Raw genomic sequence first — 17,198 nt, 5'->3', positions numbered from 1 at the left:
TCCCGCATCGGGGTCAGCGCCGAGGAGCTGGGCGGCTATCTCGACGGCAGCACCAGCCCGACGGCCGCGCTGATGATCCGGATCCGCCGATTGTCGGATCGGTTCGTCAAGGTGAACTCCGAAGGCTCGGCCGACTCCAACTGATCCTCATCTGATCGGCAGCACGTCGGCGACGAGCCAGTCGCTGCCGCGCTTGGTCAGCGTCACCCGCAGGGCGGGCGCCGCCTGGCTGGGCGGTTGTCCCGGCGCGTTCTGGGTCACACGCAGGATCACCGCCACGCTGGCCGCTGACGGCCCGAGGGCCTCGACGCCGGCCGACACCGTCGCGGCCTGGGCGGTGACGTTGCGCTGGCCCAGCTCGGCGCTGGATTTGGTGTACTGCTCCTTGAACGCGGTGGCGTGCTCGGGGACGACCATGGCCGTGGCCCGGTCGATGGCATCGGTCGGGGCGGCGGGACTGAACGACGCCATGGCCTCCGCCATGCCGGTGGCTATCTTCACGACCCTGTGATTGTCGTCGGTGAAGTCGCGGTCCGTCTTCGTCCAGTGCGTGTAGCCGGTCGCGGCGGCCGCCGCCAGGGCGGCCGTGCACAGTAGGACAACCGCCAACCGCAGCCCCGGTGCGTCGTCGTCGGTGCCGAGGCTGACCGAGTCGCGGCGCAGCAGCCAGAAATTGATGCCTGCCCCTTCCACGATCAGCAGGACCAGCACCGAGCAGGCCGACACCCACCACAGCGGCCAGCCGAGGACCGCCCCGATGGCCAGCAAGGCGGCGATCGTGGCCAGTGGGGCCGCGATGTCGAAGGCGAAGAGCCGCCAGATGTTTCTCATCGGACCTTTCACCTAATCGAAGCCAGCCCGGAGATCATCAGCTTGCCTTCCACGTCGGAGACGTCCAGCCGCAGGCTCCAGTGCACGGTCTGCGGCTTCGCGCCGACGTTTTCGCTGACCGACGTGGCGACCAGCATGACCGAATCGGTTCGGCTGGCGAACGGCGGCAACTTGGTGGTGACTATCTCTCTTGGAGGCCTTGCCCCCTCCGGCCGCGAGTCCAGGTCGCGGTGCACGGTCTCGATCGCCACCGCGTCGATCCGCCCGACGCTCTTGGACTGCAGTTTCTCCACGACAGCCCGGTAGGGCTGTACGGCGGCGTCGAAGTCGGTGTTGAGCTCGCCGACGGTGCCGTCGTGCAGCCGCTGCAGGCTGGCGGCGACGTTGCCGCTGTTCATGTTGATCAGCACATTCGTCCACTCGGCGGCGGTCTGCATGACGCGGCTCAGATGGCCGCGTTCGGCGAGCTGGTCGCGGTGGCCGGACCAGATGAAGACGCTGAGCACCACCGCGGCCACCGACAGCACGCCGAGGACCGTTGAGGCGACGCCGTAATGGGAGAAGACCCCTCCGTCGGATTCGGGGTCGGATTCGGGGCGCCCGGCGTTCGCGTCCGCGTCGTCGGGGTCCCCGAGGTCCTGGTCAACGGAATCTTCTTCGGCTCCCGGCTTGGTTCGCTCGCCCTCGGACATGGCCCGATCGTTGCACCCGGGAAAGATGGAAGGATGGCGGGGTGACGAATACGGCCATCCGCTCGGGCATCGACCTGAGCTTTGTCGATGAAAGCATCCGCCCCCAAGACGACCTGTTCGGTCACGTCAACGGCCGCTGGCTGGCCGAATACGAGATACCGGCAGATCGGGCCACCGACGGGGCCTTCCGGCAGCTGTATGACCGCGCCGAGGAACAGGTGCGGGACCTGATCGTCGAGGCCAGCCAGCAGGGCTCGACCACCGCCGACGCCGACGCGCAACGCATCGGCGACCTGTATGCCAGCTTCCTCGACGAGGACACCGTCCAGCGCCGCGGTGTGCGGCCGCTGCTCGACGAGATGGCCGTGATCGACGACGCCGCCGACGCCGACGCGCTGGCGGCCGCCCTGGGCGCGCTGCAGCGCACCGGGGTGGGCGGCGGTGTCGCGATGTATGTGGACACCGACGCCAAGAACTCGGCCCGCTACCTGGTGCACTTCACCCAGTCCGGGCTCGGGTTGCCTGACGAGTCCTACTACCGCGAAGAGCAGCACGCCGAGGTGCTCGACGCGTACCCCGCACACATCGCGCGGATGTTCGGCCTGGTGTTCGGCGGAGGCCCGGCCACCCACACCCAGACCGCCGAGCGCATCGTCGCGCTGGAGACCAAACTCGCCGAGGCGCATTGGGATGTGGTCAAGCGCCGCGACGCCGACCTCACCTACAACTTGCGCACGTTCGCCCAATTGCGCGACGAGTCGGTCGGCTTCGACTGGGTCGCGTGGGCCGCCGCGCTCGGCACCAGCGCGGATGCGCTCGCGGAGGTCGTTGTGCGCCAACCGGATTACGTCCGGGCATTCGCCGAGCTGTGGCGCAACGAAGACCTCGAGGTGTGGAAGAGCTGGGCGCGGTGGCGGCTGATCCGCGCCCGCGCCTCCTGGCTGACCGACGATCTGGTGGCCGCGGACTTCGACTTCTACGGCCGCCGGCTGACCGGCACCGAGCAGATCCGGGACCGGTGGAAGCGGGCGGTGTCGCTGGTCGAGAGCCTGATGGGCGATGCCGTCGGAAAGCTTTACGTGCAGCGGTATTTCCCGCCCGACGCCAAGGCCCGCATCGATGAGCTGGTGAGCAATCTGCGTGCGGCCTACCGGATGAGCATCAACGACCTGGAGTGGATGACGCCGCGGACCCGGGAGCGGGCGCTGGCCAAGCTGGACAAGTTCACCGCCAAGGTCGGCTACCCGGCGCGGTGGCGGGACTACTCCACGCTGGTGATCGACCGCAACGATCTCTACGGCAACTACCAACGCGGGTACGCCGTCAACCACGACCGTGAGCTGGCCAAGCTCGGCGGCCCGGTGGACAAAGACGAGTGGTTCATGACGCCGCAGACGGTCAACGCTTACTACAACCCCGGGATGAACGAGATCGTCTTCCCGGCGGCCATTTTGCAGCCACCGTTCTTCGACGCCGAGGCCGACGACGCCGCCAACTACGGCGGTATCGGCGCGGTGATCGGGCACGAGATCGGCCACGGCTTCGACGATCAGGGCGCCAAATACGACGGCGACGGAAACCTGGTCGACTGGTGGACCGACGCCGATCGGACCGAATTCGGCTCCCGCACAAGGGCTCTCATCGAGCAGTACGACACGTACACGCCGCGGGGGTTAGCCAGCGGCCACCACGTGAACGGTGCGTTCACCGTCGGGGAGAACATCGGCGATCTGGGCGGGTTGTCGATCGCGCTGCTGGCCTACCAGTTGTCGCTGAACGGGCGTCCCGCTCCCGTCATCGACGGCCTGACCGGCGTGCAGCGCGTGTTCTACGGTTGGGCTCAGGTGTGGCGCACCAAATCCCGTGACGCCGAGGCGATCCGGCGCCTGGCGGTGGATCCGCACTCGCCACCGGAGTTCCGCTGCAACGGCGTGCTGCGCAACATGGACGCATTCTACGACGCCTTCGACGGCGCCGACGCCGGCGCGCTGTTCCTGGAGCCGGACAGCCGGGTCAAGATCTGGAACTGAGGCCGCGTTCCCCCGCGAGCGGGCACAGCTCGATGCGCGCCGGCACGTGTTTGTGCCACGGCGTACCGGCGTAGGGGTCGCGCCATTCAGTCGAGGTGAGCGCGTTCGGTGCGACACCGGGAACGACGGCGTGGCCGTCGTCGTCGAGGTAATCGAGCCCAAAACCGTTGGGCAGGGCGGCATGACCGGCGAGCATGGTCTCGGTGATCTCGACGGTGGCCTCGGCGCTGCCGGCCGCGGTGCTGATGCGCGCGCGGCATCCGTCGACGAGGCCGAGGGCCTGCGCGTCTTCGACGCTGACCCGCAGCGCGCCCTCGGCGTCGCGTTTGCGCCAGGACGGGTCGCGGAAGATGTCGTTGGCGGTGTAGGCGCGCCGCTCTCCCACCGACAGCACGATCGGGAAATCCGGGGTGGTCAGCTCGGACGGGGCGCGGGTCAGCGCCCTCAATTCGTCGAGCATCGACGGTATTTCGAGCGCGATCTTGTTGTCGGAGTGGCTGATCAACGCGAAGTCGTCCGCGTAGTTGTGGACGGTGAACGTCACCCCCGAGGGGTTGTCCAGGATCGCATCGAACAGCGCGTTGCCGTCGGCGTGACCGGCGCGCCGCACGGCGTCCGGATAGCTCATCGCGGTCTTCTGGGCCAGGCCCCACAGCGCGGCCGCGCCGCGCAGCCCGTCCGGCAGTGTGGGCCCAAGCGTCTCGTAGAGCACGTACGGAAGCAGCTGCGCCACCGTCGGATTGGCTGCAACGGCGCTGAGGAACGCCTCGGTGTACGCCGCACGACCGCGCTGGGCGGCGTCGCACAGGGGCCGCAGATCCGCGTCGTCGACCACACCGAGCGCCCGCACCAGCCGGGCCCAGATCTCGGGCTCGGGCAGTGTTCCCGGCAGGGGCTCCAGCAGCGGACGGCGCAGCTGGAAGGTGTTGTGCGGGAATTCCAGGTTGAAGAAGGTGGCCTCCGGCTTCTCGAATTGGGACGCGGCCGGAAGCACGTAGTGGGCGAGCCTGGCAGTCTCGGTCATCGCGACGTCGATGACCACCATCAGTTCCAGCGCCTGGAACGCTTCGCGGCAGACGGCCGAATTAGCCAGTGAGTGAGCGGGATTGCTGCTCTCGACGATCATCGCCCGGAAGCGGTCCGGGTGGTCGGTCAGGATTTCCTCGGGAACCGCATTGCTGGGCACCAGCCCGGAGATGATGCGGGCACCGGTGACCGGTGTGCGGCCGGAGAACTGGCCGAACAGCGGCGCGAACGACGAATGCAGGTGTTGGCCACCCTTTTTCGCGAAGTTGCCGGTGAGGACCCATAGCAGCTTGTTCAGGTAGGAGGACAGCGTGCTGTTGGGCGCCTGTTGCACACCGAGATCCTCGAAGACCGACACGCTCGCGGCGGCGCCGATGCGCCGGGCCGTCGCGCGCAGCAGTTCCTCGTCGACCCCGCAGCGCTGCGCGTAGTCGGCCACCGCAACCTCGCGCAGCGCGTCGCGTACGGTGTCGGCGCCGCGCACGTGCTCGGTGAGAAACGTTTCGTTGCAGAGGTTTTCCTGGACGAGGATGGCGGCCAGCGCCGCCAGGCACCACGCGTCGGTGCCGGGTCGCACGCGCAGATGGAAGTCGGACATCTTGGCCGTGTCGGTAACGACGGGATCGATGACGATCATCGACCGGTCCGGATCTTTGGCGATCTCGTTGAGCACCACCCGGGCACGCGGAAAGCTCTGCGACATCCATGGGTTCTTGCCGACGAACACCGCCACTTCGGCGTGCTCGAACTCGCCCCTGGTGTGACCGCCGTACAACTGCCCGTCTACCCAGGATTCGCCGGTTTTCTCTTGCGCCAACGCATTTGAGCGATACCGCGAGCCGAGCGCCTTCAGGAAGGCGCCGCTGTACGCCCCGCCCAGATGGTTGCCCTGCCCGCCGCCACCGTAGTAGAAGATCTTGTCCCCGCCATAGGTGTCGCGAATGTGTTTGAACCCCTCGGCGATCTCCACGATCGCGGTGTCCCAATCGATTTCCTCGTAGCTGCCGTCGGCGCGGCGGCGCAGCGGAGTCCTCAGCCGGGTGCGGTCGTTCTGATAGTGGTCCAGCCGCAACGCCTTGTTGCAGGTGTAGCCCTGCGATGCCGGGTGCGCCTTGTCGCCGCGGATGCGGGCCAGCCGGCGATCGTCGACTTGAACCACGATGCCGCAGTTGCATTCGCACAGGATGCACGCGCTGGATTGCCATTCACCGGTCATTGCGGGACATCCTCTCCGGTCACCCGATAGGACCCTGGTGGGACGGAGTCGCCAGCAGCAGCTCGCGCACCTGACGGCGGACGACGTCGAGCGGCGTCAGGTCGCGGCGCACCCGCGCCAGCACAATCGCACCCTCGAGGGCGGTGGTGGCCAGGACCGCCAATTCGCCCGCCCGTTCCCGGGCTATCCCGTCGGCGATGAAGCGCTGCGCGATCAGGTCGGTCCAGCGGTCGAACACCGTCGCCGCGCGCTCGACGACGGGCGCCATCCGTTCGGCGTTTTCCGGCTCGCCCGCCTCCACGGACACGGCCACGATGGGGCAGCCGGCGCGAAAGTCGCTGTCGAGCAACTGCGCGCGGTATTTGTCGGTCAGGGTGTCGATCAGCTGGGGGCCACTGTCGGCCTCGGCGATGATCGCGGCGACGTGGTCGCCGGCGAAGTCGACCGCCTCGCAGAGCAGTTGCGTGCGGCCGCCCGGGAAGTAGTGGTAGGCGGATCCGCGCGGTGCGCCGCTGTGCTCGAGGACATCCGAGATCGCGGTGGCGTGCGCGCCGCGCTCCCTGATCAAGAGCGCGGCCGAGACGACCATCCGTTCGCGTGGGCCGCGCATCACCGCTCCTCAGGTCAAAGTCTATATATGATGCTATACATAATCGCCGGGCCCGCGGAAGGGCTCCGCGGCGGATTTCTGGCGAGTTAGTTCATCCAGTCGGCGGAGCCGTCGTTCTTCTTGTAGTTGCCGCCGGTGGAGTTCTTCACGATGATCGGGTCGCCCGCGCCGAAGTTGTCGAAGAACCACTTCGCGTTGGAGGGGCTGATGTTGATGCAGCCGTGGCTGACATCGCGCTTGCCCTGATCGTCCACCGACCACGGGGCGCTGTGCACGTAGTCGCCAACATTGTCGAAGCGGACCGCGTCTTCCACCGTCACCTTGTAGCCGTAGGTCGAACTGACCGGCACCCCGTAGGTCGAGGAGTCCATCACCACCGACGCCTTCTTGTCCTGCACGTAGTAGGTGCCATTGGGGGTCTGGTGGTTACCAGACGTCATGCCCATCGACATCGGGATCGTCTTCTCCACCGTGCCGTTGCGGGTGACGATCAGCTGATGCGTGGCGTCGTCGGCCGTAGCCACCAGCGTGTCTCCGGTTCGGAAGCTCGACACGGTGCCCCCGGCGTCGACGGTCACCGCCGTGTGGGCGGGCCAAAAGCTCAACGGCCGCCAGCGCAGCTGGGTCGGGGTCATCCAGTAGAACTTGCCCGGGACCGCCGGGGCCGACGAGACGTGGACGGCGCCCTCCGCGGCGCCGGAGTCGTCGACCCGGCCGGGGAAGTTGATGATGATCGGCTGGGCAACACCCACGGTCGACCCATTGGCGGGGAGGATCTTCGGCGGCCCGAAGGGGGCGGTGCCGGTGAACGGGGCGGGATTCTGCCCGGCGGCCGAGGCCGCCGCGGGCTGGGCCATGGGCGGAAGCCACGGCGGGGCCGGTGCATCGGGCGGCGGCGGGGCCGCCAGCGGGTCAGGCGGGGGCGGCGGCGCCAACGGGTCGGGCGGGGGCGGCGGCGCGAACGGGTCCGGCGGTGCGGGCGGCGCGGCGACGGCGCCCGGATCGGCGGGAGCCGGGTCCGGATCGGCCAGCGCGGGGGCCGCGCTCAGCACCAGTGCCAGGGTCATGACAGCAGCCCAGCCGGTGACGTTCAGAGCGGCGAAGAGACCCTTGAAAGTCCAGGCCTTCGTCCAGCCCGACATATGCATACCTCCACTCATCTACTCCGCACAGTGTGGCATAGGGCGCGCGACGGCGACCGCCGTCGACGACCGGCCGCGGCCCCGAAGGCGCCGCGATTGTGCCCCCGACCTGGCCGGCTATGAATCGTCTGAGCTTGTCGGTTGGACCGGCCCGCGGGGGAAGTCCAGCATCCGCCGGTTGGCCGCGATGCCGACCAGCGCCACGGCCATCAGGCTCGCCGAAGCGATCAGCATCATCGTGACGCTGCGCTCATAGAACAGGCCACCCGCCAGTGAGCCGGCCATGATGCCGACCTGAAACGCCGTCACGTAGAGTCCCGACGCCCCGTCGGGGTCGTCGGCCCCGTTCCGCATCGCGGCGGATTGCATCATCGGCGACACGGCGGTGGCCATGGCTCCCCACAGCACGATGGCGGCGGTGCCGATCAGCGCGGTCGTCGCGCCGGATCGACCGGCGAACGCCAGCGCGATCAGCACCACGAACGCGGCCGTCAGACCGGTCATGCACAGGATGACGGCGCTCCTGGGCCGGTGGTCCAGCGGCCGCGCCACCAGCGGCAGCGACAGCAGGCCGGCCAGTCCGTAGGCGGCCAGCACCCAGGCCAGGTTCGGCCCGCGCACACCGAGCACGTTGCGGATGAGCTCGACGATGAATGTGTAGGACACGAAATGCCCGGTGACCGCGATCATCGCCAGCACGCTCACGGTGATCAGCCGCGGGTTGCGGTGATGACGGGACCGGGGGCCGACGTGGGCCAGCTGATCCTCGGTGAGCACCATCTCCGGCAACATCAGCCGGGCGGCGACCGTGACGACGGCGGCCGCGACGGTGACGCACACGACGGCCAGGCGCCACCCCCACATCAGGCTCAGCGCCGCGGTCAGCGGGCTGCCGACGACCAGCGCGAGGCTGGTGCCGACGTAGATCGACATGGTGGCGCGCCCGGCGTGGCTGGGCGGCACCAATCGGATCGCGATCGGCGCGATGACCGACCACAGCAGGCCGTGGGTGACCGCGCAGAGCACCCGCCCGGCGGCCAGCACCGCGAAATTGGGCGCCAGCGCCGAGATGACCTGCGAGGCGGTCAGGCAGGTCAGGCTTGCCACCAGCACGCGGCGGCGGGGCAGGTGCGCGGTCCAGCGCACCAGCGGGATCGTCGTCAGGGCCGCTACCAGGGCATACCAGGACAGCAGGGTGCCCACCAGGACCAGACTGACGTTCAGGTTGCGGGAGATCGCCGGCAGCGCGCCCACCGGCAGGATCTCGGCGGTGACGTAGGTGAACGCCGCGGCCGCGAGGATGGCGAGCTGAGCCGCGATCCGTGGCGTCCACGTTCGCGCGGCTGCGTTGGTGGTTTCGGCAGTCATCACAGTCATCGCTCGGGTGTGCGCAATCGGTCGAGCAACGCCGTCGCCGCCCAGGTCACGCTCCCCTACCGTACGCACTCCGGCTACCGGTTCATCCAACTTGGCGTGGCAACACGCCCTGCGCTCAGGAGCGAACCAGGCGCGCGATGGCGGCGGAGGCCTCGGTGAGCTTGGTGTCGGCCTCGTCGCCCCCCTTGGCCACGGCGCGGGTGACGCAGTGACTCAGGTGCTCGTCGAGCAAATTCAGCGCGACCGACCGTAAGGCGCTGTTGGCGGCGCTGATCTGGGTCAGCACGTCGATGCAGTACTTGTCTTCCTCGATCATGCCGGCGATGCCCCGCACCTGGCCCTCGATGCGCCGCAACCGCTTGGCGTAATTGTCCTTCTGCTGCGAGTATCCGTGTTCGTTTGTCATCTGCGTTTCACCCCTGCCTGCCGCCGCGCGGCGCCCCTCCCACCTTATACCCCATCGGGGTATGACCCCGGAAATTGGTAACGGGACTGGCCAGCGCATACTTGAACGATGCCCACCACCGATTCGGCTTCAACCGCCGACATCAAGCCGCGTAGTCGTGACGTCACCGACGGCCTGGAGAAGGCCGCCGCCCGGGGCATGCTGCGAGCCGTAGGCATGGGAGACGAAGACTTCGCCAAGCCGCAGATCGGGGTCGCGTCGTCCTGGAACGAGATCACGCCGTGCAACCTCTCCCTGGACCGGCTCGCCAAGGCGGTCAAGGAGGGGGTGTTCTCGGCCGGCGGGTATCCCCTCGAGTTCGGCACCATCTCGGTGTCCGACGGCATCTCGATGGGCCACGAGGGGATGCACTTCTCGCTGGTGTCGCGCGAGGTGATCGCCGACAGCGTCGAGACGGTGATGCAGGCCGAACGCCTCGACGGGTCGGTGCTGCTGGCCGGCTGCGACAAGTCGCTGCCCGGGATGCTGATGGCCGCCGCACGGCTGGACCTGGCCTCGGTGTTCCTCTACGCCGGCTCGATCCTGCCCGGGGTCGCCAAGCTCTCCGACGGCAGCGAGCGCGAGGTCACCATCATCGACGCGTTCGAGGCCGTGGGCGCCTGCGCCCGGGGGCTCATGCCGCGCGAGGACGTCGACGCCATCGAGCGCGCGATCTGTCCCGGCGAGGGCGCCTGCGGCGGCATGTACACCGCCAACACGATGGCCAGCGCCGCCGAGGCGCTCGGTATGTCGTTGCCGGGCAGTGCTTCGCCGCCGGCGACCGACCGCCGCCGTGACGGGTTCGCGCGGCGCAGCGGTGCGGCCGTCGTCGAACTGCTGCGGCGCGGCATCACCGCCCGCGACATCCTCACCAAGGAGGCGTTCGAGAACGCGATCGCGGTGGTGATGGCGTTCGGCGGCTCCACCAATGCGGTGCTGCACCTGCTGGCCATCGCCCACGAGGCCGACGTCGCGCTGACGCTCGATGATTTCAGCCGGATCGGGTCGAAGGTTCCACACCTGGCCGACGTCAAGCCGTTCGGCCGCCATGTGATGTCCCACGTCGACCACATCGGCGGCGTGCCGGTGATGATGAAGGCGCTGCTGGACGCCGGCCTGCTGCGCGGCGACTGTTTGACGGTGACCGGTGCGACCGTGGCCGAGAACCTGGCCGAGATCGCCCCGCCCGACCCGGACGGCAAGGTGTTGCGCGCCCTGAGTAATCCCATTCACCCGACCGGGGGAATCACCATCCTGCGTGGTTCGCTGGCGCCCGAGGGCGCGGTGGTCAAGTCGGCCGGTTTCGATTCCGACGTGTTCGAGGGCACCGCAAGGGTTTTCGACGGTGAGCGGGCCGCGCTGGACGCCCTCGAGGACGGCACCATCACCAAGGGCGACGCGGTGGTGATCCGTTACGAAGGCCCCAAGGGCGGCCCCGGGATGCGGGAAATGCTCGCCATCACCGGGGCGATCAAGGGCGCCGGTCTCGGCAAGGACGTGCTGTTGCTGACCGACGGCCGGTTCTCCGGCGGGACGACCGGCCTGTGCGTCGGCCACATCGCGCCCGAGGCGGTGGACGCCGGACCGATCGCGTTCCTGCGCGACGGCGACCAGATCCGCCTGGACGTCGCCAACCGCGTCCTCGACGTGCTGACCGATCCGGCCGAATTCGCTTCTCGGCAAACGGGTTTCACGCCGCCGGAGCCGCGCTATAAGACCGGCGTGCTGGCCAAGTACGTCAAGCTGGTCAGCTCCGCCGCGATCGGCGCGGTCTGCGGTTAGTCAACGTTCGACGCGAGCGTGCGCAGAATGCCTGCGCCACACGGCGTGTCGCGTACAAACACGCTCCCCCGCAAGCGGGAGGTGCCCCCAGCTCGCGCCATCGCGATCAATGGGCGGCCGTGGCGCGCGTACGCATGCCGAAGTAGGCGGCGTTGAGGCCCAAGAACGTCAACAACGCGCCCGCGACGACATTCGACCAGGTCATGCCGGTGGTCAGCACGACGTCCGGCAGGATCCACGTCGACACGATGACCCACACGCCGAGCACCGGCAGCGTCCACGTCATACCGTGGGCACGGTCCAGCGTCGTCGCGAATCCGTACGCGAGGAACGCCACCGCGATCCCCGCGATCAGGTCAGACGTGGCGAGCGATCTCGTCGCGCTGAATCCCACGATCCACGGTGACGCGGCCACGTACAGACCCGTCAGCAGAGCCAGGCCGAAGGTGACATGCGCACTCATCGACTCGGCAACGCGCTCATAGCGGGCACGCAGCGCCAACAGATCAGGGTGGTGATCGATTGATGAATGGACTGTACTCATTTTGCGACCTTTCTGTTATGCAGCAAGCCCGTTGTGTGACAAGCACTGTGAGCCGGACTGCACCCATCCATCTGTCATCAAGATTACGCCCGATCGCGGCCCAGTTCGAGAAACCGCGTACTGTCTTGGCCATGGATCTCGCGGATCGATTGCGACTCGATTACCCGGTGGGACAGGCAGGCATGGGCGGTGGGCTGGCGGGCGCGCCGCTGGCCGCCGCGGTCGCCCAGGCGGGTGGGTTGGGCACGCTGGGCATCGAAACCCCCCGGCTGCTGCGAGCGTCGATCGATCAGGTGCGCGAACAGGCGCCGGGTCGGGCCGTCGCGGTAAATCTGCTGCTGCCCTTCGTTCATCGCGACCACGTCTCGGTGTGTGTCGATGCCCGGGTGGACGTGGTCGTGTTGGCGTTCGGCGAGAAGCGGGGCCTCGTCGAGCACCTGCGGGACGCCGGGACCTTCGTCTTCGTGATGGTGGGCACCGAGGTGCAGGCGCGTGCCGCGATCGCCTGGGGCGCCGACGGTTTGATCGCTCAGGGACGCGAGGCGGGCGGGCATCTGGTCGGGACCATGCCGGCCCTGGATTTCCTGCCGCACGCCCTGCGCGCGGCCGAGGGCCGGCCGGTGTTTCTGGCCGGCGGCATCGCCACCGCGACGGACAGTCGCGCCGCGCTGGACGGCGGCGCCAGTGGCGTCATCGCCGGCACGCGATTCCTGTTGACGCACGAGGCTAACGCCAGCCGCGAGTATCAGCGACGAATCATGCGGGCGGACAAGACGATCGAAACCAACCTGTTCGGCCTGAGCTGGCCGCTACGTCACCGGGTGGTGCCCAACGAGGCGACCCGCCGTTGGTGCGGCGCGGACGGACGGGCGAAGGCATTGCCGGCCGCCCTCAACGCGGCCAGCCGCCCCCTGTCGGTGCTGAGCCGTTTCGATGCGGGCGCACTGATGCGCCTGCAGTCGCCGGCCCGTCCGTTCTTCACGCCGCTGGCACCGGTGGCCGGGGTACCCGATTCCTGGCTGGAAAGCACCGCCCTGTACGCGGGTGAAACCGCGCTGCGGATCGGCGAACTCACCTCCGCCGGGCAAGCGGTCGCCGACCTGTCCCCGCGCTGACGCTACCGCACCAGCGCCAACGCGAAGCCGTCCCAGTGTTTGGCCCCCACCGTCTGGATCACCGCGGTGTCCAGGCGCGGGTGCTCACCCATTGCCTGCAGCGTCTGCCTGGTCACCCGCACCCGGGCATCGTCGGAATCCGGGCGCAGAATCTGGCCGTCACGAATCACATTGTCTACCAATACGATTGCGCCGGGTCGGGCCAATCGGATGGCCCACTCCAGGTACGCGAGGTTGTTCTCCTTGTCGGCGTCGATGAAGATCAGATCGAAGGGGCCGGTGACCGTCGGCAGCGTATCCAGTGCGGCTCCGACGATCACCTCCACCCGATCGGCGAGGCCGGCGCGCTCCAGGTTGCCCCGCGCGACCTCGGCGTGCTTGGGCTCGTATTCCAGCGTCACCACCCGCCCCTGCGGGCCGGCGCCGCGTGCCAACCAGATGGTGCTGAAGCCTCCCAGGGTGCCGATCTCGAGGATGCGCCGCGCACCGATGGCGCCGGCGAGCAGGCTCAAGAACTTTCCTTGCTGCACCGAGACCGCGATCCGCGGTAATCCGGCCGCATCACTGGCGTCGAGCGCCGCGCTGGATGACGGATCGTCGCCAACGACCGTCCTGTCCAAGAATGCGTCGACGTCGCCGGGGGTGGGTTTCTCGGTCATGGCGCCAACGCTAGCCGCGCCCGGCGGGCCTCGCGCAGACGGCCGGGCCGCCAGGGAACCCGATCGCGGCCCTTGTATATACCCGTGGGGGGTATATAGTGAGGGTGCGGCCGAACCGCGTCGCAAGAGTCACACCAGGAGAAAAGGGTGAGTCAAATGGCAACTTACGAGGCCGGGACCCTGCTGACGTGCGGTCACGAAGGCTGCGGCTGCCGCGTTCGCATCGAGGTCCCCTGCCACTGCTCGGGTGCGGGTGAGGCATACCGCTGCACGTGCGGCGACGCGCTGACCCCCGTCGAGTAACACATCGGGCCGGTCGTGGGTTCGGACTCAGCCGGGTGATCACCGCCCGAACGTACGGCCGGTCAGCTCGACGGTGGCCGACAACCGCATGGCCGTCGCCGAAATCCCCACCGCCGCCGTATAACCCCCCGGTTCGATCCGCCAGCCTGTGACGCTGCCGTCGTAGCGGGCGAGCAGGCGCGGATCGGTGTCGATGGTCACCCGGCAGGTGGCCCCGGGTTCGAGCTCGACCCGCTCGAACCCCAGCAGCCGTAGGCACGGTCCGTCGGGCGATGCCGTCAAATACAGCTGCGGCACGTCCGCCCCGGCGCGATCGCCCGCGTTGACGACGCTGAAACTGACGGTAATGGTCGCCCCGCCGCTGACCACCAGGTCACGATACTCAAACCTGGTGTAGGACAACCCATGACCGAGCGCGAACATCGGAACGTGGCCGTTACCGGCGAACCAGCGGTAGCCGACATCGGCGCCCTCGAAATAATCGATCGTGGTCGCCGTCCCCCACGGTTCGCCGATGCCGGACAGCTGCGGGCGAGGCGTCTGGCCGAGATCGACGGGAAAGGTGATCGGAAGCCGACCCGAAGGATTCACCCGCCCGCTGAGGATCTCGGCGATCGCCTGGGCGCCGGCTTGGCCCGGATACCACGCGTGCACAACGGCATTCACCGCGTTACGCCACGGCATGCTCACCGGATTGCCGGTCTCGAGCACCACCACGGTGTTGGGGTTGGCGGCGGCCACGGCGGCGATCATCTCGTCCTGGCCCCACGGCAGCGACAGGTCGGCCAGGTCGTATCCCTCCCCTTCCGCGCGGATCGCGAACACGATCGCGATGTCGGCGCGCTGGGCGACCAGCGCGGCCTCGGCCGCACTGATGCCGGGGTCGAACTCAATCTGCGCCTGTGGCAGCTGTTTTCGCAACTCCTCAACCGGAATCGAGGGCAGCAGGTACAGGTTGCGCAGCCCGGCCTCCACTCCCACGCCGCCGATCGGGACCACGCCCGCGTAGCCGCCCGGGGGCACGACGGTGCTGGAACCGTAACCGGCCGGCACACCGATGTGCGCGTACCCGCCGATGACGGCGATGCGCATGCCCGACTCGGGCACCAATGGAAGTAGTCCCCGGTTGATCAGCAACACGGTCCCCTGCCGCGCGATGTGCAACGCAACCTCGTTGTGCGCGGCCAGGTCCGATGTCGGTGCCGCGTCGGTGCGGTCGATACCGACGGCGAACATGGATCGCAGGATTCGGCGGACCATGTCCGACAGGCGTTCCTTGGGCAGCCTGCCGTCGGCGTACGCGTCGCGCAGCGGTGCCACGAAGTTCTCGGCCTGCCACAACAGTGCGTCGATCTGGGCCCCGCATTCTTGGTCGAGACCGGCCAGCGCGCACTCCCAGCTCGGGGTCGCGCCCCAATCGGACATGACCCAACCGCGATACGCCCAGGCGCCCTTCAGCACCTCGTTGATCAGGACATCGTTTGCCGCGGCGTAGACACCGTTGATCTTGTTGTATGCGGTCATCACGGCGCCGGGTGCCGCCCGTTCGATCGCGATCTCGAAGGCCAGCAAGTCGGATTCACGGTGCGCGTCGGGATCGATGACCGCGTCCAGGAAGTGCCGGTTGGTTTCGTTGCAGTTGAGCGAGTAGTGCTTGACCGTCGAGATGACACCGTGGCGCTGGATGCCGTCGATCGACTCCGCGATCATCGTGGCGGTCAACAACGGGTCCTCGGAAAGGTATTCGAAATTGCGGCCGTTGCGCGGGTCGCGCGCGAGGTTCATCGCCCCCGCGAGCTGCACGTTGAACCCACGGCTGCGCGCCTCCCGGCCGATCACTTCGCCGGCGGCCCGGGCCAGCACCGGATTGAAGCTGGCGGCCAGCGCGAGCCCGGCGGGCAGCGCCGTGGCCGTGTCACCGGGACGGTAGCCGGGGTTGGTGACGCCCAAGCCGGCATCGCTCATCAGCAACGGGGGGATGCCGAGGCGGGGAACCCCGGGCACGTATCCCGCGCTCATCGGCGTGTCCACCGGGATGCGGGCGTCGCGCACCGGCCACATGTCACCGGCCCCCATCACCGAGACCAGCAGCGAGAATCGCTCGTCGTCCGTCAGCTGGGCTTCGATCTCGCGCGCCCGGTCGTCGGGATCTTTCACCGCACACCCTCTTTGGCGTAGACGACGCGCAGCACATGCCCCAGTTCGGGTCCCATCACCAGCTCCGTCAACTCGCAGATCGTCGCAACGAACTCGGGGCCGTGCGGCGGCTCGGCCTGGCACAAATGATGCGCCACTTCGTGCAGCATCACCAGCTCGCGCAGCGCCCAGTCGGCGGTGTCACGGTCGGGAACCGCGATAACGCCAGTGCCGTCGTGGTTCTCGTAGTGCGCGGCGGTGGCGGATCGCCGCGGCCGGACCCGCAGCGGCGCCACATGCGCCCATCGTTGCCGCACCGCCGGTAGCGCCAGCACGTCGTCCACGTAGCGCTGGGCGGATGCCACCGAGCCGAATCGGCCTTCCGGCGGAAGCGTCAACTGCGTGCCGAAGAAGTCCACGGCGGGTGAGCCGTGCTGGGCGGCGCGGTCAAACAACGTTCGGACGAACTCCTCGGCCGCATAAACCTTGGAGCGTTGAGAATCCCGCTGTGGGGGGTTCCCCGCAGTCACCCGCTCAGCGCGCTCCGCGCCCCGGGGAGTTCGGGGCTATTGCCGAGCCGCGCTCGCTTACCGGCCCGATCGCCGGCGCGACGCGCCGCCGAGGAATACCCGGCCGACGCGCGACTGGCTTGCCAGGTGCCACGCGCCTTCGACGCACCGCGGTAGTAGTCCACCAGCTCAACCTCCTTGTCCCGCAAGGCGATGGCAGTGCCCGGCGCACGCCGACGGTCCTTGGTGGCATCGTGGCGGGCCTGGTCGCGGGCCTCGGTCAGACGCTGGCCGACGCGCGTCCCGAAGGCCAGCTGAAAGTTGAGGCGGGCGGTGATCGTCGGCGTGGGACGATGTGCACCCGAGGCGAGGTAGGCGTCCGACGCGCGCACCATTTGTACGACCAAGCTGGCGTACAGGGCGTGGCTGGCGTCGATGTCCTCGGCGAACCCGTAGGCGTAGACGAACGTCGAATTCGATGCGACGTCGCAACGCACGTCGTTGGCCGCCGCGATCAGCACGAAGAGCTGAACATACGTTCGTAACCCTTTGGCACCCGCCGCGCCGATGGTGATGGTGCGCTGGGTCGGGGCTTCCGCGGCCGAGCGCTGGGCCGAATGGGAGCGTGCCACCGCGAGGTCGATGGACGCGGCCGTCGCGAGCCGCTGCGCAGCGGACATGAACGCATCGGCCTCGTGGGTGTTGTCGGTGCCTTCGGCCTGACGCAGCAGTGCGGCGATGCGCGCCAGCATTTTGTCGTCACTCAATAGCGCCGCTCCTC

Annotated in this window: 16 protein-coding genes and 1 pseudogene; 5 read left to right on the top strand and 12 right to left on the bottom strand. The window is 68.4% G+C overall.

Annotated elements, in window-relative coordinates:
* Positions 1-144: pseudogene (locus tag Q0W90_RS16170) on the top strand (XRE family transcriptional regulator); the annotation flags it as partial.
* Between the two features lie 3 nt (positions 145-147).
* Here Q0W90_RS16170 and Q0W90_RS16165 read toward each other — a convergent pair.
* Positions 148-831, bottom strand: a complete 684-nt coding sequence (locus Q0W90_RS16165; protein ID WP_297775220.1) for a hypothetical protein — start codon at positions 829-831, stop codon at positions 148-150.
* A gap of 8 nt (positions 832-839) precedes the next feature.
* A complete protein-coding gene (locus tag Q0W90_RS16160; protein ID WP_297596112.1) occupies positions 840-1,523 on the bottom strand; it encodes a hypothetical protein in 684 nt (227 codons plus the stop codon).
* Between the two features lie 41 nt (positions 1,524-1,564).
* Between Q0W90_RS16160 and Q0W90_RS16155 the strand changes: the two genes are divergently transcribed.
* Complete coding sequence (locus Q0W90_RS16155) at positions 1,565-3,553, top strand: M13 family metallopeptidase (protein ID WP_297775218.1); 1,989 nt, start codon at positions 1,565-1,567, stop codon at positions 3,551-3,553.
* On the opposite strand, the gene Q0W90_RS16150 is transcribed toward Q0W90_RS16155, so the two are convergent.
* The 5 genes from Q0W90_RS16150 to Q0W90_RS16130 all read right to left on the bottom strand — a co-directional run bounded on the left by Q0W90_RS16150 (position 3,537) and on the right by Q0W90_RS16130 (position 9,330).
* Positions 3,537-5,795, bottom strand: coding sequence for a molybdopterin oxidoreductase family protein (locus Q0W90_RS16150; RefSeq protein ID WP_297775216.1), 2,259 nt, complete (start codon positions 5,793-5,795; stop codon positions 3,537-3,539). The genes Q0W90_RS16155 and Q0W90_RS16150 overlap by 17 nt on opposite strands.
* A 19-nt stretch (positions 5,796-5,814) precedes the next feature.
* Positions 5,815-6,405: a TetR/AcrR family transcriptional regulator gene (locus tag Q0W90_RS16145; RefSeq protein ID WP_297775215.1), complete on the bottom strand. Its 591-nt coding sequence runs from the start codon at positions 6,403-6,405 to the stop codon at positions 5,815-5,817.
* Between the two features lie 86 nt (positions 6,406-6,491).
* Complete coding sequence (locus Q0W90_RS16140; RefSeq protein WP_297596120.1) at positions 6,492-7,547, bottom strand: L,D-transpeptidase; 1,056 nt, start codon at positions 7,545-7,547, stop codon at positions 6,492-6,494.
* Positions 7,548-7,664: 117 nt separating this feature from the next.
* Positions 7,665-8,915, bottom strand: coding sequence for an MFS transporter (locus Q0W90_RS16135; RefSeq protein ID WP_297596128.1), 1,251 nt, complete (start codon positions 8,913-8,915; stop codon positions 7,665-7,667).
* A gap of 124 nt (positions 8,916-9,039) precedes the next feature.
* A complete protein-coding gene (locus tag Q0W90_RS16130; protein ID WP_297596122.1) occupies positions 9,040-9,330 on the bottom strand; it encodes a metal-sensitive transcriptional regulator in 291 nt (96 codons plus the stop codon).
* Positions 9,331-9,438: 108 nt separating this feature from the next.
* Between Q0W90_RS16130 and ilvD the strand changes: the two genes are divergently transcribed.
* Positions 9,439-11,151, top strand: coding sequence for a dihydroxy-acid dehydratase (gene ilvD, locus Q0W90_RS16125; RefSeq protein ID WP_297699413.1), 1,713 nt, complete (start codon positions 9,439-9,441; stop codon positions 11,149-11,151).
* A 106-nt stretch (positions 11,152-11,257) separates the two neighbouring features.
* Here the strand turns inward: ilvD and Q0W90_RS16120 are convergent, their stop codons facing one another.
* A complete protein-coding gene (locus Q0W90_RS16120; protein ID WP_297602232.1) occupies positions 11,258-11,695 on the bottom strand; it encodes an SPW repeat protein in 438 nt (145 codons plus the stop codon).
* 131 nt (positions 11,696-11,826) lie between these two features.
* Here Q0W90_RS16120 and Q0W90_RS16115 point away from each other — a divergent pair, with 131 nt between their 5' ends.
* Positions 11,827-12,810, top strand: a complete 984-nt coding sequence (locus tag Q0W90_RS16115; protein WP_297775214.1) for a nitronate monooxygenase — start codon at positions 11,827-11,829, stop codon at positions 12,808-12,810.
* Between the two features lie 2 nt (positions 12,811-12,812).
* Here the strand turns inward: Q0W90_RS16115 and Q0W90_RS16110 are convergent, their stop codons facing one another.
* Positions 12,813-13,469, bottom strand: a complete 657-nt coding sequence (locus tag Q0W90_RS16110) for an O-methyltransferase (RefSeq protein WP_297699415.1) — start codon at positions 13,467-13,469, stop codon at positions 12,813-12,815.
* Positions 13,470-13,625: 156 nt separating this feature from the next.
* On the opposite strand from Q0W90_RS16110, the gene mymT reads away from it, so the two are divergent.
* Entirely contained in the window at positions 13,626-13,772 is a 147-nt protein-coding gene (gene mymT, locus Q0W90_RS16105; protein WP_081283760.1) for a metallothionein MymT, read from the top strand.
* A gap of 39 nt (positions 13,773-13,811) precedes the next feature.
* Here the strand turns inward: mymT and Q0W90_RS16100 are convergent, their stop codons facing one another.
* The 3 genes from Q0W90_RS16100 to Q0W90_RS16090 are packed head-to-tail and all read right to left on the bottom strand — an operon-like array spanning position 13,812 to position 17,184.
* A complete protein-coding gene (locus tag Q0W90_RS16100) occupies positions 13,812-15,929 on the bottom strand; it encodes a glycoside hydrolase family 3 protein (protein WP_297775212.1) in 2,118 nt (705 codons plus the stop codon).
* Complete coding sequence (locus Q0W90_RS16095; protein ID WP_297775211.1) at positions 15,926-16,438, bottom strand: TIGR04338 family metallohydrolase; 513 nt, start codon at positions 16,436-16,438, stop codon at positions 15,926-15,928. Before Q0W90_RS16095 ends, Q0W90_RS16100 begins: the two co-directional genes overlap by 4 nt.
* Positions 16,435-17,184: a DUF2786 domain-containing protein gene (locus Q0W90_RS16090; protein ID WP_297600552.1), complete on the bottom strand. Its 750-nt coding sequence runs from the start codon at positions 17,182-17,184 to the stop codon at positions 16,435-16,437. The genes Q0W90_RS16095 and Q0W90_RS16090 overlap by 4 nt, the downstream gene beginning before the upstream one ends.
* Between the last annotated feature and the right edge of the window lie 14 nt (positions 17,185-17,198).

Source organism: Mycobacterium sp., assembly GCF_025933915.1.
GTDB lineage: Bacteria > Actinomycetota > Actinomycetes > Mycobacteriales > Mycobacteriaceae > Mycobacterium.
Note: the sequence above shows the minus strand (reverse complement) of the source record. Positions and strands in the feature narration are given on the sequence as shown.